At 71.7% G+C, this 22,717-nt stretch carries 18 protein-coding genes; 7 read left to right on the forward strand and 11 right to left on the reverse strand.

The window, feature by feature from the left end; translation table 11 throughout:
* Positions 1-92: 92 nt before the first annotated feature.
* The 3 genes from LPC08_RS07610 to LPC08_RS07620 all read right to left on the reverse strand — a co-directional run bounded on the left by LPC08_RS07610 (position 93) and on the right by LPC08_RS07620 (position 5,977).
* Positions 93-1,145: a hypothetical protein gene (locus tag LPC08_RS07610; protein ID WP_230452101.1), complete on the reverse strand. Its 1,053-nt coding sequence runs from the start codon at positions 1,143-1,145 to the stop codon at positions 93-95.
* A gap of 16 nt (positions 1,146-1,161) precedes the next feature.
* Positions 1,162-2,685 (reverse strand): MBOAT family O-acyltransferase, encoded by a 1,524-nt coding sequence (locus LPC08_RS07615; RefSeq protein ID WP_230452102.1) that lies wholly within the window; start codon positions 2,683-2,685, stop codon positions 1,162-1,164.
* A gap of 214 nt (positions 2,686-2,899) precedes the next feature.
* On the reverse strand, positions 2,900-5,977 hold the full coding sequence (locus tag LPC08_RS07620) for a family 16 glycosylhydrolase (protein ID WP_230452103.1): 3,078 nt from the start codon (positions 5,975-5,977) through the stop codon (positions 2,900-2,902).
* A 128-nt stretch (positions 5,978-6,105) separates the two neighbouring features.
* On the opposite strand from LPC08_RS07620, the gene LPC08_RS07625 reads away from it, so the two are divergent.
* The 4 genes from LPC08_RS07625 to LPC08_RS07640 all read left to right on the forward strand — a co-directional run bounded on the left by LPC08_RS07625 (position 6,106) and on the right by LPC08_RS07640 (position 11,289).
* The gene (locus LPC08_RS07625; protein WP_230452104.1) at positions 6,106-7,257 is read left to right on the forward strand and encodes a glycosyltransferase family protein; all 1,152 of its coding nucleotides are present in this window, start codon (positions 6,106-6,108) and stop codon (positions 7,255-7,257) included.
* A gap of 141 nt (positions 7,258-7,398) precedes the next feature.
* Positions 7,399-7,617 carry a hypothetical protein gene (locus LPC08_RS07630; protein ID WP_230452105.1) on the forward strand — a complete coding sequence of 73 codons (219 nt, stop codon included), beginning with the start codon at positions 7,399-7,401 and terminating at the stop codon, positions 7,615-7,617.
* A gap of 166 nt (positions 7,618-7,783) precedes the next feature.
* A complete protein-coding gene (locus LPC08_RS07635) occupies positions 7,784-8,815 on the forward strand; it encodes a glycosyltransferase family 2 protein (RefSeq protein ID WP_230452106.1) in 1,032 nt (343 codons plus the stop codon).
* Positions 8,816-8,982: 167 nt separating this feature from the next.
* Positions 8,983-11,289, forward strand: a complete 2,307-nt coding sequence (locus LPC08_RS07640; protein ID WP_230452107.1) for a GNVR domain-containing protein — start codon at positions 8,983-8,985, stop codon at positions 11,287-11,289.
* Between the two features lie 747 nt (positions 11,290-12,036).
* On the opposite strand, the gene LPC08_RS07645 is transcribed toward LPC08_RS07640, so the two are convergent.
* Positions 12,037-13,227 carry a polysaccharide biosynthesis/export family protein gene (locus LPC08_RS07645; RefSeq protein WP_230452108.1) on the reverse strand — a complete coding sequence of 397 codons (1,191 nt, stop codon included), beginning with the start codon at positions 13,225-13,227 and terminating at the stop codon, positions 12,037-12,039.
* Between the two features lie 240 nt (positions 13,228-13,467).
* On the opposite strand from LPC08_RS07645, the gene LPC08_RS07650 reads away from it, so the two are divergent.
* The 3 genes from LPC08_RS07650 to LPC08_RS07660 all read left to right on the forward strand — a co-directional run bounded on the left by LPC08_RS07650 (position 13,468) and on the right by LPC08_RS07660 (position 15,937).
* Positions 13,468-14,208, forward strand: coding sequence for an SDR family NAD(P)-dependent oxidoreductase (locus LPC08_RS07650; RefSeq protein ID WP_230452109.1), 741 nt, complete (start codon positions 13,468-13,470; stop codon positions 14,206-14,208).
* 105 nt (positions 14,209-14,313) lie between these two features.
* Entirely contained in the window at positions 14,314-15,279 is a 966-nt protein-coding gene (locus LPC08_RS07655) for an acetamidase/formamidase family protein (protein WP_230452110.1), read from the forward strand.
* 151 nt (positions 15,280-15,430) lie between these two features.
* Positions 15,431-15,937 carry a GcrA family cell cycle regulator gene (locus LPC08_RS07660; RefSeq protein WP_230452111.1) on the forward strand — a complete coding sequence of 169 codons (507 nt, stop codon included), beginning with the start codon at positions 15,431-15,433 and terminating at the stop codon, positions 15,935-15,937.
* Between the two features lie 42 nt (positions 15,938-15,979).
* Here LPC08_RS07660 and phnE (LPC08_RS07665) read toward each other — a convergent pair whose 3' ends face one another.
* The 7 genes from phnE (LPC08_RS07665) to LPC08_RS07695 form a co-directional block, all read right to left on the reverse strand.
* On the reverse strand, positions 15,980-16,828 hold the full coding sequence (gene phnE, locus LPC08_RS07665; protein WP_230452112.1) for a phosphonate ABC transporter, permease protein PhnE: 849 nt from the start codon (positions 16,826-16,828) through the stop codon (positions 15,980-15,982).
* Positions 16,825-17,727: a phosphonate ABC transporter, permease protein PhnE gene (gene phnE / locus LPC08_RS07670; protein WP_230452113.1), complete on the reverse strand. Its 903-nt coding sequence runs from the start codon at positions 17,725-17,727 to the stop codon at positions 16,825-16,827. The genes phnE (LPC08_RS07665) and phnE (LPC08_RS07670) overlap by 4 nt, the downstream gene beginning before the upstream one ends.
* A gap of 122 nt (positions 17,728-17,849) precedes the next feature.
* On the reverse strand, positions 17,850-18,860 hold the full coding sequence (phnD, locus tag LPC08_RS07675; RefSeq protein ID WP_230452114.1) for a phosphate/phosphite/phosphonate ABC transporter substrate-binding protein: 1,011 nt from the start codon (positions 18,858-18,860) through the stop codon (positions 17,850-17,852).
* 5 nt (positions 18,861-18,865) lie between these two features.
* Positions 18,866-19,885 carry a phosphate/phosphite/phosphonate ABC transporter substrate-binding protein gene (phnD, locus tag LPC08_RS07680; protein ID WP_230452115.1) on the reverse strand — a complete coding sequence of 340 codons (1,020 nt, stop codon included), beginning with the start codon at positions 19,883-19,885 and terminating at the stop codon, positions 18,866-18,868.
* Positions 19,886-19,996: 111 nt separating this feature from the next.
* Entirely contained in the window at positions 19,997-21,052 is a 1,056-nt protein-coding gene (locus LPC08_RS07685; protein WP_230452116.1) for a DUF808 domain-containing protein, read from the reverse strand.
* An 81-nt stretch (positions 21,053-21,133) separates the two neighbouring features.
* A complete protein-coding gene (gene phnC / locus LPC08_RS07690; protein WP_230452117.1) occupies positions 21,134-21,934 on the reverse strand; it encodes a phosphonate ABC transporter ATP-binding protein in 801 nt (266 codons plus the stop codon).
* A gap of 82 nt (positions 21,935-22,016) precedes the next feature.
* Positions 22,017-22,715 (reverse strand): hypothetical protein, encoded by a 699-nt coding sequence (locus LPC08_RS07695; protein WP_230452118.1) that lies wholly within the window; start codon positions 22,713-22,715, stop codon positions 22,017-22,019.
* Positions 22,716-22,717 lie beyond the last annotated feature (2 nt).

Raw genomic sequence — 22,717 nt, forward strand, 5'->3', positions numbered from 1 at the left:
CAGGGAAATATCGCTGACCCATCCGTTGGCAGCCATGCCGGAAGCCAGGATCGCGTTGCCCCGGCGCGACGCCCCCTGCCATGCCGGGCGCGTCATCCCAGGCGGGGGCGGCAGCTTCCCTGCGCCACCATGGCGCCCGGCGTCGCGCGCGCGTCGCCGAGGCTGTGGCCGACACGCTCGGACATCTTCGCGGCACCCATCATGTTCATGTGGTGGAAGTCGCTCCAATTCTGCGGATCGGCAAGGATGTCCTGCGCGCTGATGAGCGGGCCGAGCCCCTGGTACCAGCTCATGTCGTAGGGTTCGGCATTCTGTCCGTAGGAAGGCAGGTAGAGCAGCCGCACGGGCACGCCCTTCTCCTTCGCCAGCGTCAGGATCTCCGTCAGGTAGCGTCGCGGCATCGCGAACTCGAAGTCGCGCAGCGCAGGGCCCAGCATCGAGAGGTTCTTGTTGGCGCGCACGATGGCCGCCTCGCGCTCCAGCGCGTCGCGGTCGGCGATGCGGTCGCGCAGGGGGGTGAAGGCGACGCCGCCGACGGCGACCTGGCGCGTGTTGTCCGGGTTGGGGCCGTCGTAGTGCTTCGGATCGAACTCGCGCCGCAATCCGTACTGCTCCGGGAAGAGCGTCTTCCAGGCCAGCATGATCTGGCGCAGCGGCAGCTTCGAGAGGTCGGAGAAGTACTTCAGGTTGATGAGCATCGGTGCCTCGAGCACGTCGCTCACCTCTGCGATGTAGGCGAAGGCGGGGTGGGGCAGGCGGGTCTCGTTCTCGAACACCTCCAGCACCAGCGTGCCGACCCGCCGGTTCTCCAGCAGCTCCCGCACGATGAGCCAGTGCAGGTTGCGGCCATAGGACGGGATGGCGAGGTTCGTCACGTTCAGGCATCGCCCGCTGCCATCGGCGATGCTGCGCTCCACCGCCTGCGGGTCGATGCCGTTCAGCGTCCGCGAGGTGCCCACGAAGGCCACGTCGATCGGCGTGTCGTCGAAGTGGATCCGCTCGTAGAGCCAGCCCAGCCGGGCGAAGGATTCCACCCGGACGTCCTGGAAGCGGATGTAGCGGTCGTGCGGCAGGAACAGGCTTCCCACCAGGACGGCCAGGGCGCAGGCCAGGCCGATCCCGATCAGGCGCAGGGCGGATCGCATCGCCTCGTTTCCCCGCTCAGAAGTTGAAGTACAGGAAGATGCCCGGGTCGGGCAGGCGGGCGAAGCAGATCCCGGCCAGCACACCCAGCGCGGCCGCGGCCAGGGCGGCGTTGCGGGCGAAGACCGGCCGCGCCTCGACGGGCCGGTGGGCCGTGGTGTGCGGGCCGACCGGGCGGCTGTCCGTGGCCTCGCCGGGATGGGACGGGCCGGCCGCGCCCTCGAAGGCCTCGGGGTAGCGGACCATCTGCAGCACGTTCGGCAGCAGGAAGGCGATGGCGGCGGCGCCGGCCACCACGATCCAGCCGAAGGCGGGGCCGGGGATACCGGTCACGGCCGTCCCGGGGACCAGCCCGACCATGGCCGCCAGCATGCCGAGCGCCGAGCCGACCGAGGGGGCGCGGAAGAAGACCCAGCCGACCACGACGGCGAGGAAGGTGAGGGCCCAGGCGAAGAGGGCGAAGGCGGGGGAGCGGATCTCGCCGACCGTGGCGCGCCAGAGGTGGTTCACGATCAGGTAGAGCCCATGCAGCACGCCCCAGATGACGAAGGTCCAGGCGGCGCCATGCCAGAGGCCGCCGATCGCCATGGTCGCCAGCAGGTTCACGTAGCGCCGGTGCTTGCCCTTCCGGTTGCCGCCCAGCGGAACGTAGACGTAGTTGCGCAGGAAGGCGGAGAGGGTGATGTGCCAGCGCCGCCAGAACTCGATGATGCTGCCGGAGCGGTAGGGCGAGAAGAAGTTCACCGGGAAGCGGATGCCGAAGAGCAGGCCCAGCCCCACGGCCATGTCCGAGTAGCCGGAGAAGTCGAAATAGAGCTGGAACGTATAGGCCAGCGCGCCCAGCCAGGCATCGGCGACGGTGGGCGCATGGCCGGCCAGCGCCGCGGTGAAGACGGGGTCGGCGTAGGTGGCCAGGGTGTCCGCCACCAGCACCTTCTTGGTCAGCCCCAGGATCAGCACCGCGAGCCCTGCCAGCACCCAGGAATGCGGCAGCGGGCCGCGGCCGGCGGCGGCGAACTGCGGCAGCATCTCCTTGTGGTGGGTGATGGGGCCCGCGATCAGGTGCGGGAAGAACAGGATGAAGAGCATGTAGTCCAGCAGGGTGCCGGCCGGGTGGTCGCCCTTCCGGATCTCCACGATGTAGGCGATCTGCTGGAAGGTGAAGAAGCTGATGGCCAGCGGCAGGATCACCGCGCGGAAGCCGAATTCCCAGCCGAACACCGCCTCGAGGTTGCCCAGGAAGAAGCCGGCGTACTTGTAGTAGCCGAGCAGGCCCAGGTTGAAGATCAGCCCGACCAGCAGCACCGGTCCACGCCGCGGAACGGGCAGGCGGTGCATGAACGCGCCGATGGCGTAGTTGGCCAGGATCGAGCCGAGGACGAGGAAGACGTACTTCCAGTCCCACCAGCCGTAGAAGAACAGCGAGGCGCAGACGAGGAAGACCTTCGCCGGCAGCTGCCAGCCACGCACGCGGCAGGTGTGATAGACGAGCAGGCAGACCGGCAGGAACGCCAGGAGGAACTCGAAGGAGCCGAACAGCATTCGGGAACCGGTCTCCCAGCAGGGACGGACGCCTCTTCCCCGGGGTCTGATTTTGCTGGCACGAGGCATCCGTGCGGATGCCTGCCCAGGTCGTGCTGCGCCGCCCTTCTTCTAGCCAGCCGCCCGGTCCCTGCCAACCCTCATTGTGCTTTGCAGCATAAGGCGTCGCAGGCCGGATCGGGGCGCCCGGAGGGGGCGCCCCGCGGCCGGGCGGTCAGGCGAAGTCCATGAGCCACTTGCCCGAGCCGGAGGCGGCGACCCCGTCCAGCACCACGCTCCCCCCGGACCAGGAGAGCAGCGCGCCGGTGGCGGTGTCGCTGATGTGCAGCCCGGCCTTGGTGATCCCCTCGAAGCGCAGCCGGTCGACCCCCGCCACGAAATCGGTGATGTGGTCCTGCCCCGCCTCGCCGCTGCGGAAGACGAAGGTGTCCGACCCTGCGCCGCCGGTCAGCACGTCGTTCCCCGCGCCGCCGGCCAGCCTGTCCGCCCCGGCGCCGCCGATGACGGTGTCCGCCCCCGATCCGGCCTCCACCAGCAGCTTTTGGGTCCCGGTGGCGGCGCCTTCGATCCGGTCGTTGCCCGCCCCGGTGGAGAGGGTGAAGACCGTCGTGTCGCCGGCGCGCCAGACCTTCGGATCGGTGATGGTGATGGTGTCGTTGCCCCCGCCGGTCTGGACGGTGCCGCCCTGGGTGCGGGTGAGGGCGACCTGGCTGGCGGAGGAGCCGCCCAGCACCACGTCCACCTGGGTCAGGTCGATCAGGTCGTAGCGGCCGCCATCGGCATCCCGGACGCGGATGTTGAGGCCCGTCCAGGCATTGCTGACATCGGCCGAGTAGCTGTCCCCGGCGCGGTCGTTGACGACCTTCAGCTCGACGAAGCTCTTGAGGCTGGCGAAGCCCAGGTCGCTGCCCTTGAAGGTCATCGTCCCGCCGGCCTCCGCCACGTAGTGGAAGCTGTCGGCCGCGGCGGCGCTGCCATCGGCGGCCAGCTTGCCCATGCTGAAGGTGACGTCCGGCGCGGCCTTCGCGGTGGCCTCCCTCGCGGCGGCCACGTCGGCAAGCTGATAGGCGCGGACATAGTCCACCTGCATGTCGCCCAGCAGGTCCCCCGACTTCTCCGGCACCTGGGTGACGCCGCCGGCCCAGTTGCCGCCCATCGCCACGTTCAGGATCATGTACATCGGCGTGTGCTGGTTATGGTCGTAGACGACATGGGTCATCTTGCCGTCGACGAACCAGGCCAGCCGCTCCGCCGTCCATTCCAGGCCGTAGGTGTGCCACTCCGTGGTGTCGAGATGGACCTGGTTGCCCATCTGCCAGACCTCGCCCGGGGCGCGTCCGAGCTGCTCCATCACGTCGATCTCGGGCGGCCAGGTGTTGTCGCTGGGCAGCAGCCAGAAGGCGGGGAAGAGGCCGTCCCCCGCGCTCATCTTGATGCGGGCCTCGAAATACCCGTACTGCTGGGAGAAGCTGCCCGCGGTGGTCAGCACCCCGGAGGTGTATTCCCGGCCCTCCATCTGGGACTTCAGCTCCGGATGGTATTCCGCCCGCAGGCTGACCGCCCCGTCCGCCACGGTGATGGGCTGGACCCCGAAGGTGCCGGGATCGACGTAGTACTGGAGGTCGCTGTAGGCGTTGTAGTTGCCCGAGCCGGGGTTCATCCGCGTCCGCCAGGTGCCGCCGTCGTCGTGCTTGCCGTCGAAGCGAGAGAAGGTGTCGAACTCGTCCCCGAAGACGAGCCGGTACTTGGAGGCATCCAGGCTGAGCTCGAAGTCCCGCGCGCCGAGCTCGGCCACCTTGCGGCCGGTGAGGGTCAGCGTGTCGTCCCCGAAGGAGAGCTGCGCGCCCTGGGCCGTGTCGCGCAGCAGCGGCCGCAGTGCCTCCCATGTCAGCGCGCCGTCCAGGATCCGGATGCGGTCCACGCCCGGCGCGAAATCCGTCACCGTGTCATGGCCATAGCCCTTGCCGAAGACGAAGGTGTCGCTGCCGGCGCCGCCGGTCAGCAGGTCGTTGTTGCCCATGCCGTCGAGGCGGTTGTCCCCCTCGCTGCCGATCAGCACGTTCGCCAGCTCGTTGCCCTGGGCCGAGGTGCCGCCGATCGAGCCCAGCCGCTTCAGGTGGTCGCCGTAGATCGGCCGGTTGCCGCCGGTCAGCTGGATGTTCTCGACATTGTCCACGGCCAGGGCGGTGCCGCTGCCGTAGTAGGTGATGGTGTCGATGCCCTCGCCGGGCTTCTCCACCACCTTCGAGCCGTCCCCGGCATAGTAGTTGTCGTCGCCCTTGCCGCCGGCCAGCGTGTCGTTCCCCTTCGGCGCCAGCACGTCGTGCCCGTCCGTGCCGGTCACGAGGTTCGCCCTCGGGTCCTGGTCCGTGATCCACTTGCCGGCCTTGACGCCCAGCGTGGGGGTGCCGGGATCGGCCGAGGCGGGCAGGGTCAGCGGGGCGGCGTTGATGACGCCGGGAAGGGTGGTCCCGGCCGGCACGGGCTCCGCCGGCTTCACCGCCGGGGGGAAGAGCTGCTCCAGGCTGCGCAGCGTGCCGTCGCCGAAGCGCAGGTACTCCACCCCGGTCATGGCGATGCCGATATCGCGCCGCCCGGCGATCTCGATCGTCACCACGCCCTCCGCCGAGCGCGAGAGCGTCAGAGCGGACTGGACGAAGGCGAGCTGCAGCGTGTCGGTGCCCGCCCCGCCCTCGATGGCATAGAAGCCGTCCAGCGCGACGGACAGGGTGTCGTCGCCCGCCCCCGCGTCGATCATGGCGGCGCGGGCACCGCCGATGGTGAGGCGGTCGTTGCCCGCGCCGAGGCTGATCGCGGCCTCGGTCCAGCGCAGGGTGCCGGCGAAGAAGACGGTGTCGTTGCCTGCGCCGGCATCGATCACGAAGCCATTCCCCGCCCCGCCGGCATTGGAGAGGGCGCGGACCGTGATGACGTCGTCGCCCGCGCCGCTCTGCACGATGCCGCGCTTGGCGCCCTCGACGGTGAAGGTGTCGGCACCGGCGCCGCCCAGCAGATCCACCTGCACCACGTCCCGCACCGTCAGCGGAGCGCCGGATTCGCTGTGCACCGCCACGTTGCGCCAGGCCCAGGCCGTGGGCGCCTGGATCACCTGGCCAGCCGCGCCCAGGCCCTTGGCGGTCGGGGAGGTCAGCGCCAAGCTGCGGCCCGGTACGGCGGCGATGGGGGCAACCGGTTCCGCGGTCGGATCGCCCCAGGCCCCGTAGGCGGCCACGCCGTCCTTCAACCCGCGCGCCAACGAGACCGGGAGTGCTCCGAGGGTGACGTTCTGCATGAGCCGTGTTCCGTTTCGTGGGATGACGTACAAATAATGCGACGAACTGATGAAGAGGTTCTTGACGGCGCGGCAGCGGGCCGGCCGGCGGAACGGCGGTGGCAGCGAGCAAGCGGGGAGCGGTCGCGATGAGGGTCGCCTACCTCGTGCATGACCTCGGCGACGCGGCGGTGGAGCGGCGGCTACGCCAGCTGCGGTCCGCGGGCTTCGATCTGGCCCTGGCCGGATTCCACCGCGCGGAAACGCCGCCGTCCGAGGTGGCCGGGGTTCCGGCCGTGCCGATGGGAAGGACCGAGAACGCCCGGCTGGTCCGGCGGATCGGCAGCGTGCTGGGCGCGGCGGCACGGCCCGGCGCCTGGGTCGAGGCGGTGCGCGGCGCCGACATCATCCTGGCGCGGCAGCTCGAGATGCTGGCGCTGGGCGCGCGCGGTCGCGCCGTGGCGGCGCGCTCGGCGTCGCTGGTCTACGAATGCCTGGATATCCATCGGCTGATGCTGTCCCAGGGCCCGCCTGGGCGGGCCCTGCGCGCGCTGGAAGGGGCGTTGCTGCGCCGGACGGACCTGCTGCTCGTCAGCTCCCCGGCCTTCGTCGAGAACCACTTCGCCCGCGCCTATCCCCGGCTGCCCCCGACGGAGCTGGTCGAGAACCGCGTGCTGGAGGAGGAGCTGTCACCCGAGGTCCTGGCCGGGCCGCCGCCCCCACCCGTGGCCGGCCCGCCCTGGCGAATCGGCTGGTTCGGCATGCTGCGCTGCCGACGGAGCCTGGAGCTCCTGGCGGGGTTGACCCGGGCCCTGCCGGGGCAGGTGGAGGTGGTCCTGCGGGGCCGCCCGGCCCTGGATGCGCTCGGCGACCTGGAGGGGGTGCTGGCCTCCGCCCCGGGGATGCGGTTCGACGGGCCCTACGACCGCCGGCGCGACCTAGCCGGCATGTATGCGGGGGTGCATTTCACCTGGGCGATCGACTTCTACGAGGCTGGGGCGAATTCCGACTGGCTGCTGCCCAACCGCCTCTATGAGGGCGGGGCGCACGGTGCGGTGCCGCTGGCGATGCGGAACGTGGAGACGGGGCGCTGGCTGGCGCGCCACGGCGCCGGCATCCGGCTGGAGGAGCCGCTGGGCGAGGCGCTGCGCGACCTCTTCGCCGGGATGACGGCGGAGCAATGGGGCGAGGCAAGACGGGCCGCGGCAGCGGTGCCGCGAGCCGCCTATGTGGACGGCCCCGAGGCTGCCGCGAGGCTGGCCGAGGCGCTGTCCGCCTCGGTATCGCGTGACTCGTTCTGACAAATGAAATACTTTTGAGCGCCGGAGGGGTTACGTCTGGCGAGAACCCTCATGCTAGCATTACGTTAAGGGAATTGTCGTAATGCAACCAGGGAGCCAGCCGTTCCGCTGAAGGCTCCCGGCAGGGGTAGGAGGCTAGACATGGTCCCGCAGCATGCATCCGCCCATGGCGCAGCCGCGAACCCGCACCCGATGCGCGTGACCTTCGGCCTTCCGGCGAGAGGAGCGGGGCAGATCCTTACCGAGGAGGGACAGCCTTCCTCCCGGATGCCAGTCCCCTTCCGTGGCATCCTCGTCGGGCTGCTCCTGTCGTCCATCCTGTGGATCGCGATTGTTTTCGGAATATATTCCTATATCTGAAGCGCTGAACCCATTGCCGAGCATCGGTGCCGGGATGCCCCGGGCCGGATCATTGCTGCGCCGCCGTAACCGCATTTGACGCTGACCCGGTAGCCTCGGCATACCCCCTAGCGCGCCGCGATGGTTGTCGTGACCCTGACCGCGGCTGCCGCAGCGGAGCCGCCTCATGCCCGACGCCGCCGTTCAAGCCTCCAGCGCGGAGGGGGAGGTCCCCTTCGTCTCCGTCGCCGTCCCTGTGCTGAACGAGTCCCACTACATCCAGCCCTGCCTCGAATCCCTGCGCGGCCAGTGGCCGGAGGGGCGGTTCGAGGTGCTCGTGCTGGATGGCGGCAGCCGCGACGACACGCGGGAGAAGGTGGAGGCCATGATGCCGGGCTTTCCCGGCCTGCGCCTGCTCGACAACCCGCGGCGCCTGCAGTCGGCGGCCGTCAACCTCGCTGCCCGCCTGGCCACGCCCGAAGCGGGCATCCTGGTCCGGGCGGACGCGCACGCCGTCTATCCGCCCGACTTCCTGGTGAAGGTGGTGGGCGCCCTGCGCAGCCAGCGCGGTGCGACCTCCGTGGTGGTGCCCATGGTCACGGAAGGCCGAATCGGCTTGCAGCGGGCGATCGCCGCCGCCCAGAACAGCCGCTTCGGCAATGGCGGCTCGGCGCACCGGCGGCTCGGCCAATCGCGGTGGGTGGATCACGGCCACCATGCCGCCTTCGACCGGGCGTTCTTCCTGTCCATCGGCGGCTACGACGAGACCTTCACCCATAACGAGGATGCCGAGCTCGACCAGCGCGCCACGGCGGCGGGGGGCAAGGTCTGGATGTGCGCCGAAGCGGCGGTGACCTATTTCCCGCGCCGGGACCTCGTCAGCCTGGGGCGGCAATACAGCCGGCACGGTGCCGGCCGGGCCCGGACCATCCTCAAGCACCGGCTGAAGCCGAAGCCCCGCCAGATGGCGCCGGTTGTGGCGCTTCTGGGAAATTCCGCCGCCTTGGTTGCGGCGCCGGTCGTGCCCGCAACCCTTCTGGTGCCGGCGGTCTATGCGCTGCTGTGCCTGGGATGGGGGGCCCGTTCCGCCCTGCGCGAGCGCGATGCCTGGCTCCTGGCGGCAGGGCCGGCGGCGATGACGATGCACCATGCCTGGGCCGTGGGCTTCCTGCGTTCCCTGATGCGGCGGCGGAACCGACAGGTTGCCACCAGCCCCTGACCGGGCGATCACCAGCCCGTGTATGCTGCACTGCAAAATCACTTTGATTCTGCCCTGGAACACGATAAGACCGCGTGAACTGGCCGCGCGGCCTGTGTCCAAAATGCGGGAAATAATCCCGCTACATGCAACGGCGCCTCGATGCGGCTGACGACAGGATCGGACCCATGCTGAACATCGCCAAGCCGATCGATCAGACCCAGTTCGTGGCACCCTTGCCCGAGCCGGCCTTCCAATGGCTTCCGGCCGTGCTGCGCTTCGCGCGCCGGCGCTGGCCCTGGATGGCGGCGGTCCTGGCCCTCTTCCTGGCGCTGGCCGGCGCCTACCTCGCGGTGGCGACGCCCCAGTTCACCGCGACGGTCGACCTGTCCATCGATACCCGGCGCGCCCACCCCTTCCGGCAGCAGCCGCTCGTCGTCGACAGCCTCTACGACAACACCTACGTCGAGAGCCAGGTCGAGGTGATGCGCTCCGCCGGCACGGCGCGCGCCCTCGTCGAGTCCCAGAACCTGGTGAACGACCCGCGCTTCATGCGCGGCCCGGGCATCCTGGGGCAGGCCAGGCAGCAGGTGATGGCGCTCGTCGCCCGTGTCGCCGGGGGCTTTGGCATCCAGGCCGACAGCGCGCCCAGCGCCAACGAGGCCGCCGAGCAGCTGACGCGCGCCACGGACCAGATGCAGGGCATGATGAAGGTCCGCCGGATCGGGCAGACCTCCGTCGTCCAGCTCAGCGTCACCTCGCCCGATGCGGAGCTGGCGGCGACGCTCGCGAACGCCGCGGCACATGTCTACATCTCCGGCCAGCTCGACACGATCGCCGCGAACACCCGCCAGGCCGGCGGCTGGCTCGAGGAGCGGCTGCGCTCCCTGCGCGAGCAGGCGATCACCGCCGACGAGGCGGTGCAGCGCTACAAGGCCGAGAACAACATCGTCGATACCGACAAGGGCCTGCTCTACGAGCGTGAAATCGGCGAGCTGAACACGCAGATCATCGCCGCCGCCAGCCGCACCGCGGAGACCCAGTCGCGCCTCGCCCGGGTGGAGGCGATCCTGGGCAACGGCACGCCCGTGCCGGACGCGACGGTGGCGGACACGCTGCAGAACCAGGTCATCGTCCGGCTGCGCCAGCAGTACCTGGACGCGTCGCGGCGCGAGGCGGAGTGGTCGCAGCGCTACGGCGCCAGCCACGCCGCCGCCGTGAACATGCGCAACGAGATGGCCCAGATCCGCCGGGCCATCCAGGACGAGCTGGGCCGGATCGCCCAGACCTACCGCAGCGACGCGGAGGTCGCGGTGGCGAACCAGAAGGCGCTGGAGGCCCGCATGGCCGAGCTGGTCGAGCAGGCCGGCCGGCTGAACACGGACCGCATCCTGCTGCGCTCGCTGCAGTCCTCGGCCGATACCTACCGCTCGATCTACGAGAACTTCCTGCAGCGCTACACCCAGGCGATGCAGGACCAGTCCTACCCGATCTCCGACGCGCGGGTGGTGAGCGAGGCGACGGTGCCGCTCAGCAAGAGCTCGCCCAAGGCCGTGCTGGTCCTTGCGGGCGCCCTGGTGCTCGGCCTGGGCCTGGGCGGCTTCCTGGCCTTCGTCCGGGAGATGATGGACCGCGGCCTCCGCACGCCGGAGCAGCTTCGGGCGGTGACGGGCGCCGATTGCCTGGGCGCGCTCAGCAGCCTGTCGCGGCGGGAGATCCGCCGCGCCGGCAACCGTGCCCGCGAGGCCCGGCCGACCGTCGCGGTCGCCAGCGGCCGCGCCCTGCCGGTCGACAACACGATCCTGCGCTACGCCGTCAGCGCGCCGATGTCGCCCTTCGCCGAGGTGGTGCGCAGCGTGCTGGTTCGGGTCCTGCAGCTCCGTCAGCGCGGCCGCGCCGTGAAGGTGATCGGCTGCGTCTCCGCCCTGCCGGGCGAGGGCGCCACCACCACGGCGGCGAACCTGGCCCAGATGCTGGCCGAGTCCGGGCAGTCCACCCTGCTGCTGGATTGGGACATGCGCCACATGGACCTGACCTACGGCATGGGCGCGGAGCGCACCCCGGGCTTCCTGCAGGTCCTTGCCGGCGAGGTCGCGCTGGAAGACGCGCTGTGGCAGGATCCGGTGACGGGCCTGTACTTCCTGCCTGCCGCGGCGCAGGGGCCCGTGCCGCACGCGGCCGCGCTCTTCGCCTCGGAAAAGGTGCGGCAGCTGATGCTCTCGCTGCGGGACCGCTTCGACTGCATCGTGGTGGACCTGCGGCCGCTGACGGTGGCCATGGATGCCCACGCCGCGGACGAGCTGGTCGACGGCTTCGTGCTGACGACGGAGTGGGGCCGGAGCGAGGCCGACGTGCTGAACGAGGCGCTGAACCGCTTCCTGGTGAACGATGCCCATCTGCTGGGCGTGGTGTTCAACAAGGTCGACCGCCGCGCCCTGGGCCGGTACGTCAACACGGCCCTGCCGATCTGGGGCGCTTCGCCGCGCGCGGCGTAACCTCCGGACGGGGTTGCCGAGGCACAACACCCCGCTCGACGCAGGTCGGGCGGGGTGTTTTGCGTTTGGCGTAGGGCGCGACCCTATCCTGGCGGCCCGCGATGTCCTGAGGGCGGCATGGCACAGAGCGTGGCCGGGGTGGGTGGGCGCCCGTCCGGCCCGGTAGCGCGGGGCGGCCACTGAACGGTCTCATATGGACGGTAGGATGACCTGACCGGTCGTGCTGTGGTGTTCGGGCGTGGGACCGGGAGGGGACACCGGCCTGCGGCATCGACGCCGTGCGTCGATCCCCGTCCCGGACCTTCCCCTGCCGGGGCCACAAGCGGGCCCCGGTCCACGCTGGGAGTCTGGTGCTTTCGGGGGGTGTCAGCTTCCAGGCTCAACCCTGACGGAACGCGGACAGACGGGACTCCGAAAGAACTCAGAAGGCGTCAGCAAGCGTGGAGGACGGTCCCGCCGAGGAGCATGGCTCCTCGGCGCCGCGACCCCGTGTCCGGCTGTCCCGCGGCAGCGCTGATCGGGTCCAGGGCCCGCAGGGTCCTGGCGGAGTGGGGGTACGGGGGCGAGGCAGAGCCTTGCCCCCGGGCCATAGGCGCCATCCTGGCCGAAGGTCGCAGGATGCAACGGGCTGGCTTTGGCGCAGACGTCCGGGCCATGGCGGCCTCGTGACGGCCGCGTCCGCCCCTCTCGTCCTCAACTCTTGCCGGCGGTCCGGGCCACCTGATCTTCGGGCGGTGGCCCGCCGCGTCAGTTCACGGCGGAGCGGATCGACGAGCTGCTGGTGGCGCCCGGCAGGATCAGGTTGAGGAACTTCGAGAGCTGCGTCGCCGGGGCATTGGAGGTGAACATCACGTCCCCGTGGCGCATCGGGAAGCGGTTCGCCATGAAGAACGCCCCCGGATTCAGGAAGTCCGCCTGGTAGACGGTGGGCACGGGCTCCGTGACCTCGGGCGGCAGGCTCAGCCCCGCGTTGCGCAGCATCTGCGGCGTCTCGTAGCGGAACAGGAACACGGCCTGCGGGTCGGCCCGGTCATCCGTCAGCCCGCCCGCGCGCCCCACCGCATCGGCCATGCTTAGCCGCGTGTCGTCGAAGGAGAAGCGGCGGTTGATCTGGCTGACCGAGTTGGTCTGGCCCATCGCGCCCAGCGCCGTGAAGTAGCGCGGCTCGCGCGTCACCACGATGACGTCGCCCGGACGCAGGGCGATGTTCTGCTCCGGGTCGACACCGATCTCGCCCAGCAGGGCGCGCTCGATCCGGCCGCCGCGCTGCAGCGTCACCATCGTCTCATAGGCGGGGAACTTCGGGCCGCCGGCGCGGGCGATGGCGCTCAGCAGCCGGTCGCCCTGCGGGTCCAGCGGGAAGCGCTGGGAATTCATGACCTCGCCGAGCACGCTGATGTTGTTCGACCGCCGCTCGGTCAGCGTGACCACCGCCTGCGGCTCCAGCGCGCGGCGGGAGAGGCGACCCTCGATGGAACGCTGCAGCTGTACCGGCGTCAGGCCGGCGGCGCGGATCGAGCCGCCGAAGGGAACTGTGATGGTGCCGGAGGCATCCACCTGCTGCGCCGGCAGCTGCACGAAGTTCCCCGACCGCGCGCCGGCATCCGATGGGATGAAGAGCCCGCCCGACTGGCTCTCGAAGATGGTGACGGCCACGACGTCGCCGATGCCGATGACCAGGTCCGTCGGCGTGGCGCTGAGCGTGCTGCCGGTGAAGAGCGGCCGCCGCTCCTCCGCTTCCAGGCGCGTGATCAGGCGGGGCGTCAGCGGCATCAGCGCATAGGGCACGGAGCTCGCGCCCGGCTCCTCGTAGAGCCGGTACTCCGCGCCGTTCACCATGGTCATCTGCGTCGGCCCGCTCCGGGGCAGGAAGACGGTGTTGCAACCCGCGGTAGCCAGAGCGCCGAGCAGGGTGGTGATTCGGATCGCCTGGTTCACGGTCTACGCTCTCCATTTCAAGCCGTTCACGCGGGCCAGACAGCCCGGTGCCGGCCGTAAGGTTACACTGTCGCTCCAGCGGCTGGGAGGGCGTGCCGTATTTGCGACGCCTCCGGGCAGGGCGGCTGCGCCCCGGCGTGTCCCCCGCGCCACACCTGCATGCGCGGCCGGCGCAACAGCCTCTGCACTGGCCGGCGCGCCGGCGCGGGCGTAGGTATCCGGCGGAGCAAGGGGGCCAGGATGGGCGCGCCGCGCAGGATCATGCTGCTGACCGGGGCGAGCCGCGGGATCGGCCACGCCACGGTCAAACGCTTCCAGGCGGAGGGGTGGCGGATCATGACCGTCTCCCGCCAGCCCTTTTCCGAGGAGTGCCGCTGGCCGGAGGCGCGGGAGAACCACCTTCAGGCCGATCTCTCCGATCCGGTGGCGGTGGGCGAGCTGATCGCCCTGGTGCGGCAGCGCCTGCCGGACGGGCAGTTGCATGCGCTGGTCAACAATGCCGGCATCTCGCCGAAGGGGCCGGGCGGCTCCCGCCTCGGCGTGCTGGCCACCGACTACGCCGCCTGGAACGCCGTCTTCAACGTCAACCTCTTCTCCATCGCCCTGCTGGCGCGGGGGCTGTTCGAGGAGCTGAAGGCGGCGCGCGGCAACATCGTCAACGTCACCTCCATCGTCGGCTCGCGCGTGCATCCCTTCGCCGGCGCCGCCTATGCCTGTTCCAAGGCCGCGCTGAACGCGCTGACGCGGGAGATGGCGCATGAGTTCGGCGGCCACGGCATCCGGGTCAACGCCATCGCCCCGGGCGAGATCCGCACGGCGATCCTCTCGCCCGGCACGGAGGAGATCGTGGACCGGCAGATCCCGATGCACCGGCTGGGCGAGCCGGCGGAGGTGGCGGAGACGATCCTGTTCCTCTGCTCCGGCGCCTCCTCCTACATCAACGGTGCCGAGATCCACATCAACGGCGGCCAGCACGTCTGACCGGGGCCTGGGGGCGGGGCTGGCCCGCCCTGGCACGATCGGTGCAGGAAGGCGCGCAGCCCCCGCTCCGCCGCGCGCGGAGTCGCTTCATCCGGAGAGAGGCCCATGACCCAGGCGCACCGCGTCGCCGCCACGCCCCAGACGGTGCGCTTCGGCGCCTTCGACGCCGCCTTCCCGCCGGTGGCGAGCATCGCGCCGGGCGAGCTGGTGGTGCTGGAATGCGTCTCCGGCGCCCCGGAGATCATGCCGAAGCCGGAGAGCGGGATGGTGGTGCCGCCGCCGCTGGCGGCGATCCACGCCGCCGACCCGCCCCGGATGGGGCCGCACATCATCACCGGCCCCGTCGAGGTGAAGGGCGCCGAGCCCGGCGACATGCTGCGCGTGGACATCGAGCGGATCGAGCTTGGCGCGGACTGGGGCTTCTGCGGCTTCCGCCCGCTCTTCGGCACGCTGCCGGAGGACTTCCCCTATGCGCGCATGCTGCACATCCCCGTGGACCGCGAGGCGCGCACCTGCCGCCTGCCGATGGGGGAGGGGATCACCCTGCCGCTCTCACCCTTCTTCGGAGTGATGGGCGTGGCGCCGCCCCCCGAGTGGGGCCGCATCAGCACGAAGGAGCCGCGCGCGCATGGCGGCAACCTGGACAACAAGGAGATCGGCGAGGGTGCGACGCTGTTCCTGCCGGTGCATGTGCCGGGCGCGATGTTCAGCGCGGGCGACGGGCACGGCGTGCAGGGCGACGGCGAGGTCTGCATCAACGCGCTGGAGATGTGCCTGACCGGGCACTTCCGACTCGGGCTGGAGAAGGGCGGCGGCAAGGCCGACCCGATCCTGCGCTTCCCGCGTGCGGAGACGGCGACGCACTTCATCACCATGGGGCTGAACGAGGATCTGGACCTCGCGATGAAGCAGGCGCTGCGCGAGATGATCGCCTTCATCAGCGCGCGCGCGAACCTGTCCGCCGCCGATGCCTATCAGTTCTGCTCGCTCGCGGTGGATTTCCACGTGACGCAGACCGTGAACGGCGAGAAGGGCGTGCACGGCATGCTGCGCAAGGGCCTGCTGTTCTGAGGCGTCCCACCGTTCGGGAGTCGGTCTTCTCCCCAGGTTCCACAACCTGTCCACAGTTTTTGCGGGTGCCGAACGGCGCCCGCATCTTGTGGGAAGCTGGCGTGTTCACCTACCGTATCTAGTGGCTGCTGGATACGGAGGAGCCCCCGACATGGAGTGGACCGCCGAAGCGATCGAGACCCTTCAGGCCCTGTGGGCGGAAGGACATTCCACGGCAGAGATCGGCCGCCGCATGGGAATCTCGAAGAACGCGGTGGTGGGGAAGGCGCATCGCCTGAACCTCGCCGCGCGCCCAAGCCCGATCCGACGTGAAGGCGAGCAGGCGGGCACCGAGTCGCCACGTCGCGTGGCAACACCGGCGCCGGCTCCCGCCGCGGAAGCACCGGTTCGTGCGCCGGCCGCTCCACGCCCGGCCGCGTCGCCGCGTCCTCAGCCCGCCGCGCCGCCCGCGCCGCGTGCCCCGGTCGCGCCCCCTGCGCCGGTGGTGCGGCCGTTCCAGCGCGTGGGCGCGCGCACCTGCTGCTGGCCGATCGGCGAGCCCGGCACGCCGGAGTTCCGCTTCTGCACGGCGGAGGCCGCGGGGGGGCGTCCCTACTGCGCGGAGCACGCGGCCATCGCTTATGTGAAGGCGCGCGACCGTCGCGAGGACGCGGCCTGAACGGACTCCGGCGCGGCGCTCCGTAGGCGGCGCACCGGCCCTTTACGTGACCGCGGCGTCGCGCTGCCCGATCAGGCGGCGGCGGATGCGGCCGGAGATGGCGTCGATCACCGCCACGGTGACGACCATCAGCAGGATGATGAAGGCCACCTCGTCCCAGTGGCGCACGCGGATGCGCTCGGCGATCTGCAAGCCGATGCCGCCCGCGCCGACCACGCCGAGCACGGCCGCCGAGCGGGTGTTGCTCTCGAAGAAGTAGAGCGCCTGGGCCAGCATCACCGGCAGCACCTGCGGCCAGAGGCCCCAGCGGATCGCGGCCAGCCGCGAGCCGCCCGCCGCCACGACGCCTTCCGCCTGCCGCGACTCGGCGTTCTCGATCGCCTCGGCGAAGAGCTTGGCCAGCACGGCGGTGTCGGAGGTGACGATCGCCAGCACCCCGGCCAGCGGCCCGAGTCCCACCGCGCGCACATAGGCCAGCGCCCAGATGAGCTGGTCCACCCCGCGCACCCCGTCGAAGACCCGGCGCAGCGAGAAGCGCAGCAGCGTCACCGTCACCACGTTGCGCGCGCCGAGGAAGCCCAGCGGCACGGCCAGCACCGCCGCGATGACGCTGCCCAGGAAGGCCATGGCGATGCTCTCCGCCAGGCCCTTGAGGATGTCGCCCCACAGCTCGCCGGGCGAGGGCGGGATCATCAGCCGCACGATCACCCACAGGCCGGAGAGCCCGTTCCAGATCCGTGTGGGCGAGACGTCGAACCACCACAGTGCCCAGCCCAGCCAGGCGAGGAAGCCCAGCGCGCCCAGCCTTCGCAGCAGGCGCGTGCGCCCCGTGGCGCCGAAGGCCGCCGGCAGCGCCGCGCGCCAGCGGGCGACGTCGCTTGCCCCGCTCATGCGCGCCGCCCGATCAGGACGTGGCGCAGGCGTTCGCTGGTCAGGTCGATCAGCATCACCGCTAGCACGATCAGGAGGACGATGGCGCTGATCTCCTCGTAGTAGTTGGAGGAGATCACCGTATACAGCTCCTCCCCGATGCCGCCCGCGCCGACGAAGCCGATCACGCTCGCGCCGCGCACGTTGATCTCGAAGCGCAGCAGCACGTAGCTGACGACGTTGGGCGCGACCTGCGGCAGGATGGCCCAGCGGCAGGCCTGGGCCCAGGTGCCGCCCGCCGCGCGCACGCCCTCCCAGGGCCCCATCTCCGCATTCTCGATCGCCTCGGCGAAGAGCTTGCCCAGCGCGCCGGCCGTGTGCAGGGCGATGGCCAGGATGCCGGCCAGCGCGCCGACGCCGAAGGCCCAGACCAGGATCAGCGCGTAGACCAGCTCCGGCACCGTCCGCACCGCCTCCAGCCCGCGCCGCGCGAGCTGGTAGGAGAGGGGGCCCGGCGAGAGGTTGCGCGCGGCGAGGAAGGCGAGCGGCAGCGCCGCCACCGTGCCGGCCAGCGTGGCCAGCGCCGCCATGTTCGCCGTCTCGAACAGCAGCCACAGCCACTTGTCGAGGCGGTAGAACCAGAAGGCGAGGCTGCCCTCCGTCTTGGGCCCCGAGAGCAGCGAATCCCAGCGCAGCTCGGGCGCGATGCGGGCGAAGTACTCGCCCACGCGCGGCAGCCCGGCGGCGAGCGCGTGCCAGTGGAACTCGCTGACCTGCGCCGCGAGGTAGAGGGCGGGCAGCAGCACGGCGAGGGAGGCCAGCCAGGCGAGGCGGTGCCGGCGGCGGGCGGCGCGGAAGGCCGCCTCGCCGCGCCGGACCGCCTCGGCCGCAGCCGGGGCGGTCGCGCTCAACGCCGGCATGCGGCGGGGCGGCGAGGGATATCCGTGGGGTTCAGCGCCGTCTCCTCGGCTGGCCGGGCCGGGGCAGGATGGCATGGGCACCGGGAAGCGTCACCGCGCGGACGGGCCGCGACCCCCGCCGGTCAGCCACGCCGCCGCGCGGCCGCTTCCTCGCGGCGGAGGTCGATCATGAGCTGGTACTGCGCGTGCCGCACCTCGCGGTAGCCCGCGCCGGCGCCGCGCTCGATCTGGCGGTAGATGTCGGGATGCGCCGCCGGCAGGGCCAGGTGGAACAGCCGGAGGTCCTCCTTGCAGGCATCGGGCAACGCGCTGCGCGCCATCAGCGGGCCGTAGGGGACCGGTTCGCTCTGCCAGACCACGCGCAGGTCGCGCATGTCCAGCATGCCCTTCTCCACCATCGCCCGCAGGTTGCCGCGGGTATAGCCGGTCGCGGGGTCGCCCTGGCCGCTGGCCCAGGTGACGGTGGCGTCGTACTGCCGGCCCAGCACGGCGACCACCGCCTGCTCGTGCCCGCCCGCGAAGCCCGTGCGGCCGAAATACCGCCCCGGCTCCGGGTCGATCCCCTGCCGCCGCAGCGCGAAGCGCGGGACGAGATAGCCGGAGGCGGAGTTCGGGTCGGGCCAGGCGAGGGACTTCCCCCGCATCCCGGCGAGGTCGGCGATGCCGGAATCCGCCCGCACGACCATGACGCCAACATAGCCGATGGAGCCGTCCGCCTCCTCCGTCACCACCAGCGGCTCGACCCCGCCCTCCGTGTCGATCCAGGCGGCGGCGTAGACGGCGGGGCTGACGGTGGCGATGTCGAGCTGCCCGGCCGAGAAGGCCTGGACGATGCCGGCGTAGTCGGCGGCCGGGTAGAGGCGCACGGGGATGCGGAAGGTCTCGGCCAGCAGCGCGCGGTACGCCTCGTAGCGGCCGAGCCGGTCCGCCTCGTTCTCGCCGCCCAGCAGGCCGAGGCGCAGTACCGGCACCTCGCGCGCCCAGTCGCGCGGGCCGGCGGCGGGGAAGGCGAGGCCGGGATCGGCCGAGCGGCGCTGCGCCAGGGCCGGCAGGGCGGGGGCGGCCAGGCTGGGGGCAACCAGCGTGGGCGCGGCCAGCGCGGCGGCGAGCAGGGCGCGGCGGGGGAGGGCCATCCCGCTCAGTTCCGCCGCCGCCGCTCCGCCGCCTCCTCCCGTCGCAGCGCGATCGGCAGGGCGTAGTCCTCCACCGTCACGGTGCGGAAGCCCGCGCCGCCGCCGCGCTCGATCTGGCGGTAGATGTCGGGATGCGCGGCGGGCAGGGCGAGGAGGAAGTCCGTCATGTCCGCCTTGAACGCCGCCGGCAGGTCGGCGCGGGCGGCGACCGGCCCGGTGGGGATGATGCCGGAGCGCCAGATCACGCGCAGGTCGCGCATGTCCAGCATCCCCTTGTCCACCATGGCGCGCAGGTTGCCGCGGTTGAAGCCCTTCTCCGGGTCGCCCTGGGCCGAGGCCCAGGTGCAGGCCGCGTCGTACTGGCGCTGCAGCACGGCGACCACCGCCTGCTCGTGCCCGCCGCCGAAGCCCGTGCGGCTGAAGAACTGGCCGCCCTCGGTCGGGATACCCTGGGCGCGCAGCGCGGCGCGGGGCGCGAAATAGCCGGAGGTGGAGTTGGGGTCGGCCCAGGCCAGCGACTTCCCCTTCATGCCGGCGAGGTCGGTGATGCCGGAATCGGCGCGCACCACCATCACCGCGACATAGCCGATCGAGCCGTCCTCCTCCTCGGCCGCGACCAGCGGCACCACCGCGCCGTCCGTGTCCATCCACACCCCGGCGAAGGCGGCCGCGCCCATCTGCGCCACGTCGATCTGCTTCGCCGAGAAGGCCTGGCCGATGCCGGCGAAGTCGGCCGCGGGGTAGAGCCGGACGGGCACCTTGAAGGTCTCCTCCAGCAGCCGGCGATAGCCGTCGTAGCGGCCCAGCCGGTCCGCCTCGTTCTCGCCGCCCGAGATGCCGATGCGCAGGGTGGGGATCTGCGCCGCCCAGTCGCGCCGCCCGGCGGCGGGGAAGGGGATGCCGTCGGCCGTGCGCCGCGCCGCGGGCTGGGCGAGGGCGCTCCCGGTCAGGTCGCGTCCGGCGAGCGCCAGGGCCGCGCCGGCAACGAGCAGCCGACGGCGGGTGGGGGCGAAGGGCAGGGGCATGGCGGGCCTCCTTGAGCCGGCAGGACGGGGCGCCGGCGGGACGGACAGGCCGGGAAGATAGGCACGGCGGCGGCGGCCGGTCAGCCGGCCCCGTCGCGGGGCAGCGCCGCTTCAGGCGCCGTGCCCGGCCGCCCGCTTCCGGCCGGGGAGGAGGCGCAGCGCGGGGGAGAGCCCGTGCTCCACCACGGGGATCAGCAGGCCGCCCGCCGCGAGGCCGACCAGCGCCGAGCCGGCGGCGCCCACCAGCCACTCCACCGCCCCGCCCGCGGCGGGGAGCAGGCGCCCCGCGGCCACGGCTAGGCCATGCAGCCAGTGGGCGGGCGCGGCCAGGCCGAGGCTCTCCGCCCCGTGCAGCAGGATGCCGCCGCCGACCCAGAGCATGGCCGCCGTGCCGACCATGGCGAGGAGGCGCAGGAAGGGCGGCATCCCCTTCACCAGCCCCCGCCCCAGCGCCTGGGTCAGCGGGCGCAGCGCGCGGTCGCCCCCCGTCTCCTCCCCCGTGGCGCGGCGCAGCCCGAGCAGGCTGGAGGCCGGGCGCGGATTGGCCGCCAGCGCCACGCCGGCATCGTCCGCCTTCACGATCAGCGCCACGCCGCCATAGACCAGCCCGGTGATGGCGGTGCCGACGACGGCCAGGATGACCGCCTGGGCCCAGAGGGAGGGCGTCTCCAGCGAGGAAAGGGTCAGCGCCATGATCTCGGCGGAGAGGATGAAGTCCGTCTTGATCGCGCCGGCGACGCGCTGCTCCTCCAGCCGGGCGGCATCGACCGGGGCGGCGCCGGTGGCCGCCTCGTGCGCCTCGGCCGCGTGCCGGCGCAGGGCGTGGAACACCTTCTCCGCCCCCTCGTAGCAGAGATAGGCGCCGCCCAGCATCAGCAGCGGCGTGATCGCCCAGGGTGCGAAGGCGCTGAGCAGCAGCGCCGCCGGCAGCAGGAAGAGCAGCTTGTTCTTCAGCGAGCCGAGCGCGATCCGCCCGACGATCGGCAGCTCCCGCGCCGCGGCCAGGCCGGTGACGTAGCGCGGCGTCACCGCCGCGTCGTCGATCACCACGCCCACCGCCTTGGAGCCAGCCCGCCCCGCCTGCGCCACCACGTCGTCCAGCGAGGCGGCGGACAGCTTGGTCAGCGCCACCACGTCATCCAGCAGCGCCAGCAGCCCCGTGCTCACGATCCCGTCTTCCCGGCCTGTCGCGCAGGGTAATGCCGGACGGGCCACGCGGAATGCAACGGGCGTGCGGGACGCAGCGGGTCAGGCCGCGCCGGCATGCTCGCGCCCAATCTCGCGCCCGGCGGCGAACTCCTCCTCCGACACGCCGTAGATCTCGCGCACCCGCAGCGGGGTCAGTTCCTCCGGCGTGCCGTCGAACACCACCTTGCCCCGCTGCATGGCGACGATCCGGCCGCAGTATTCGCGCGCGGTGTCGAGGTGGTGCAGGTTCACCAGCACGGTCAGCCCCTCGCGCCGGTTCACGTCGCGCAGCGCGCCCATCACCACCTCCGCGTTGCGCGGGTCGAGCGAGGCGATGGGCTCGTCCGCCAGGATCAGCCTCGGCTCCTGCATCAGGGCGCGGGCGATGGCGACGCGCTGCTGCTGCCCGCCCGAGAGCGTGTCCGCCCGTTGCAGCGCCACCTCCACCAGGTCGAAGCGGTCGAGGGTGGTGAGCGCCAGCGCCCGCTCGGCGGGGGTGAAGAGGCCGAGCAGGGAGGTGACGGCGCCCCAGGCGCCGGGCCGCCGGTTCAGCCGGCCGATCAGCACGTTGGTCAGCACGTCCAGCCGCTGCACCAGGTTGAACTGCTGGAAGATCATGGCGCAGTCGCTGCGCCAGTCGCGCAGGCCCTGGCCGCGCAGGGCGGTGACATCGCGCCCGTCGTGCAGGATGCGGCCGGCGCTGGGCTCGGTCAGCCGGTTGATCATGCGCAGCAGGGTGGACTTGCCCGCGCCGGAGCGGCCGATGATGCCCACCATCTGCCCGTCGGGGACGGCGAGCGTCACCCCGTCCACCGCCGCCCGGTCGCCGAAGCGGCGGGTCAGGTCCTGAAGCTCCAGCATGCACGATCCCTTCCGGCCTGCGGCAAGCCTCACCGCCGATCCTCCGGCACGCAACGCCGGGCGGGAGCGGCCGCGCCCGCCCTCAGGCGCCCCAGTGGCCCGTCTGGACGATGCGCAGGTAGCTTGCCACCGAATCCCGCGTCGCCTCGGTGTTGCCCACCGTCTGCGGGTAGACCTGCGACAGCTCCCGCGTGAGGTTGGCCGCCTGGGCCCGCAGGTCGGCGCCCTGGGCGATGCTGGGGGGCGCCAGCCCGCCCATCTTGATCAGCGTGGTCCAGTCCGCGCGGTAGACCTTGGCCTCGCGCTTCTCCTGGCCGGTCATGCGCCGCTCGATCCCGCCGCCATGCGCGCTGTTCACCCCGCGCGCGCAGGGCAGCAGCAGGACGAAGCCGATGCCGTCGCGCTTCGCCTGCTCGCGCGGGAAGACATGGTCCACCGCCTGGCCGGACAGGACAGCGCCATGCTCGGCCGCCGGCAGCACCGTGGCCAGGATCTCGCGCCGGAAGGCGGGATCGTAGCCGTTCACCAGCGGGTCGATGTAGAGGTAGGGGATCGGCCAGCCCGGATAGCGCACCCGCGCGGCGGGGCCCGGCAGCATCTCCACCGCGATCTGGCCGAGGTCGCGATACTTGCCGAGCCCGTTGCGCCCGTCCAGCGCCGGGAAGGCGACCATCAGGTCGAGCGGCCAGACCTTCGGATCGGGCGGAGCGAGGTTCTGTACATGCGCCGCGACCTGCTGCCGCAGTGCCGTGGTGAACGATGCGGCCGTGCCGAACATCATGA

The organism is Roseomonas sp. OT10 (assembly GCF_020991085.1).
GTDB lineage: Bacteria > Pseudomonadota > Alphaproteobacteria > Acetobacterales > Acetobacteraceae > Roseomonas > Roseomonas cutis.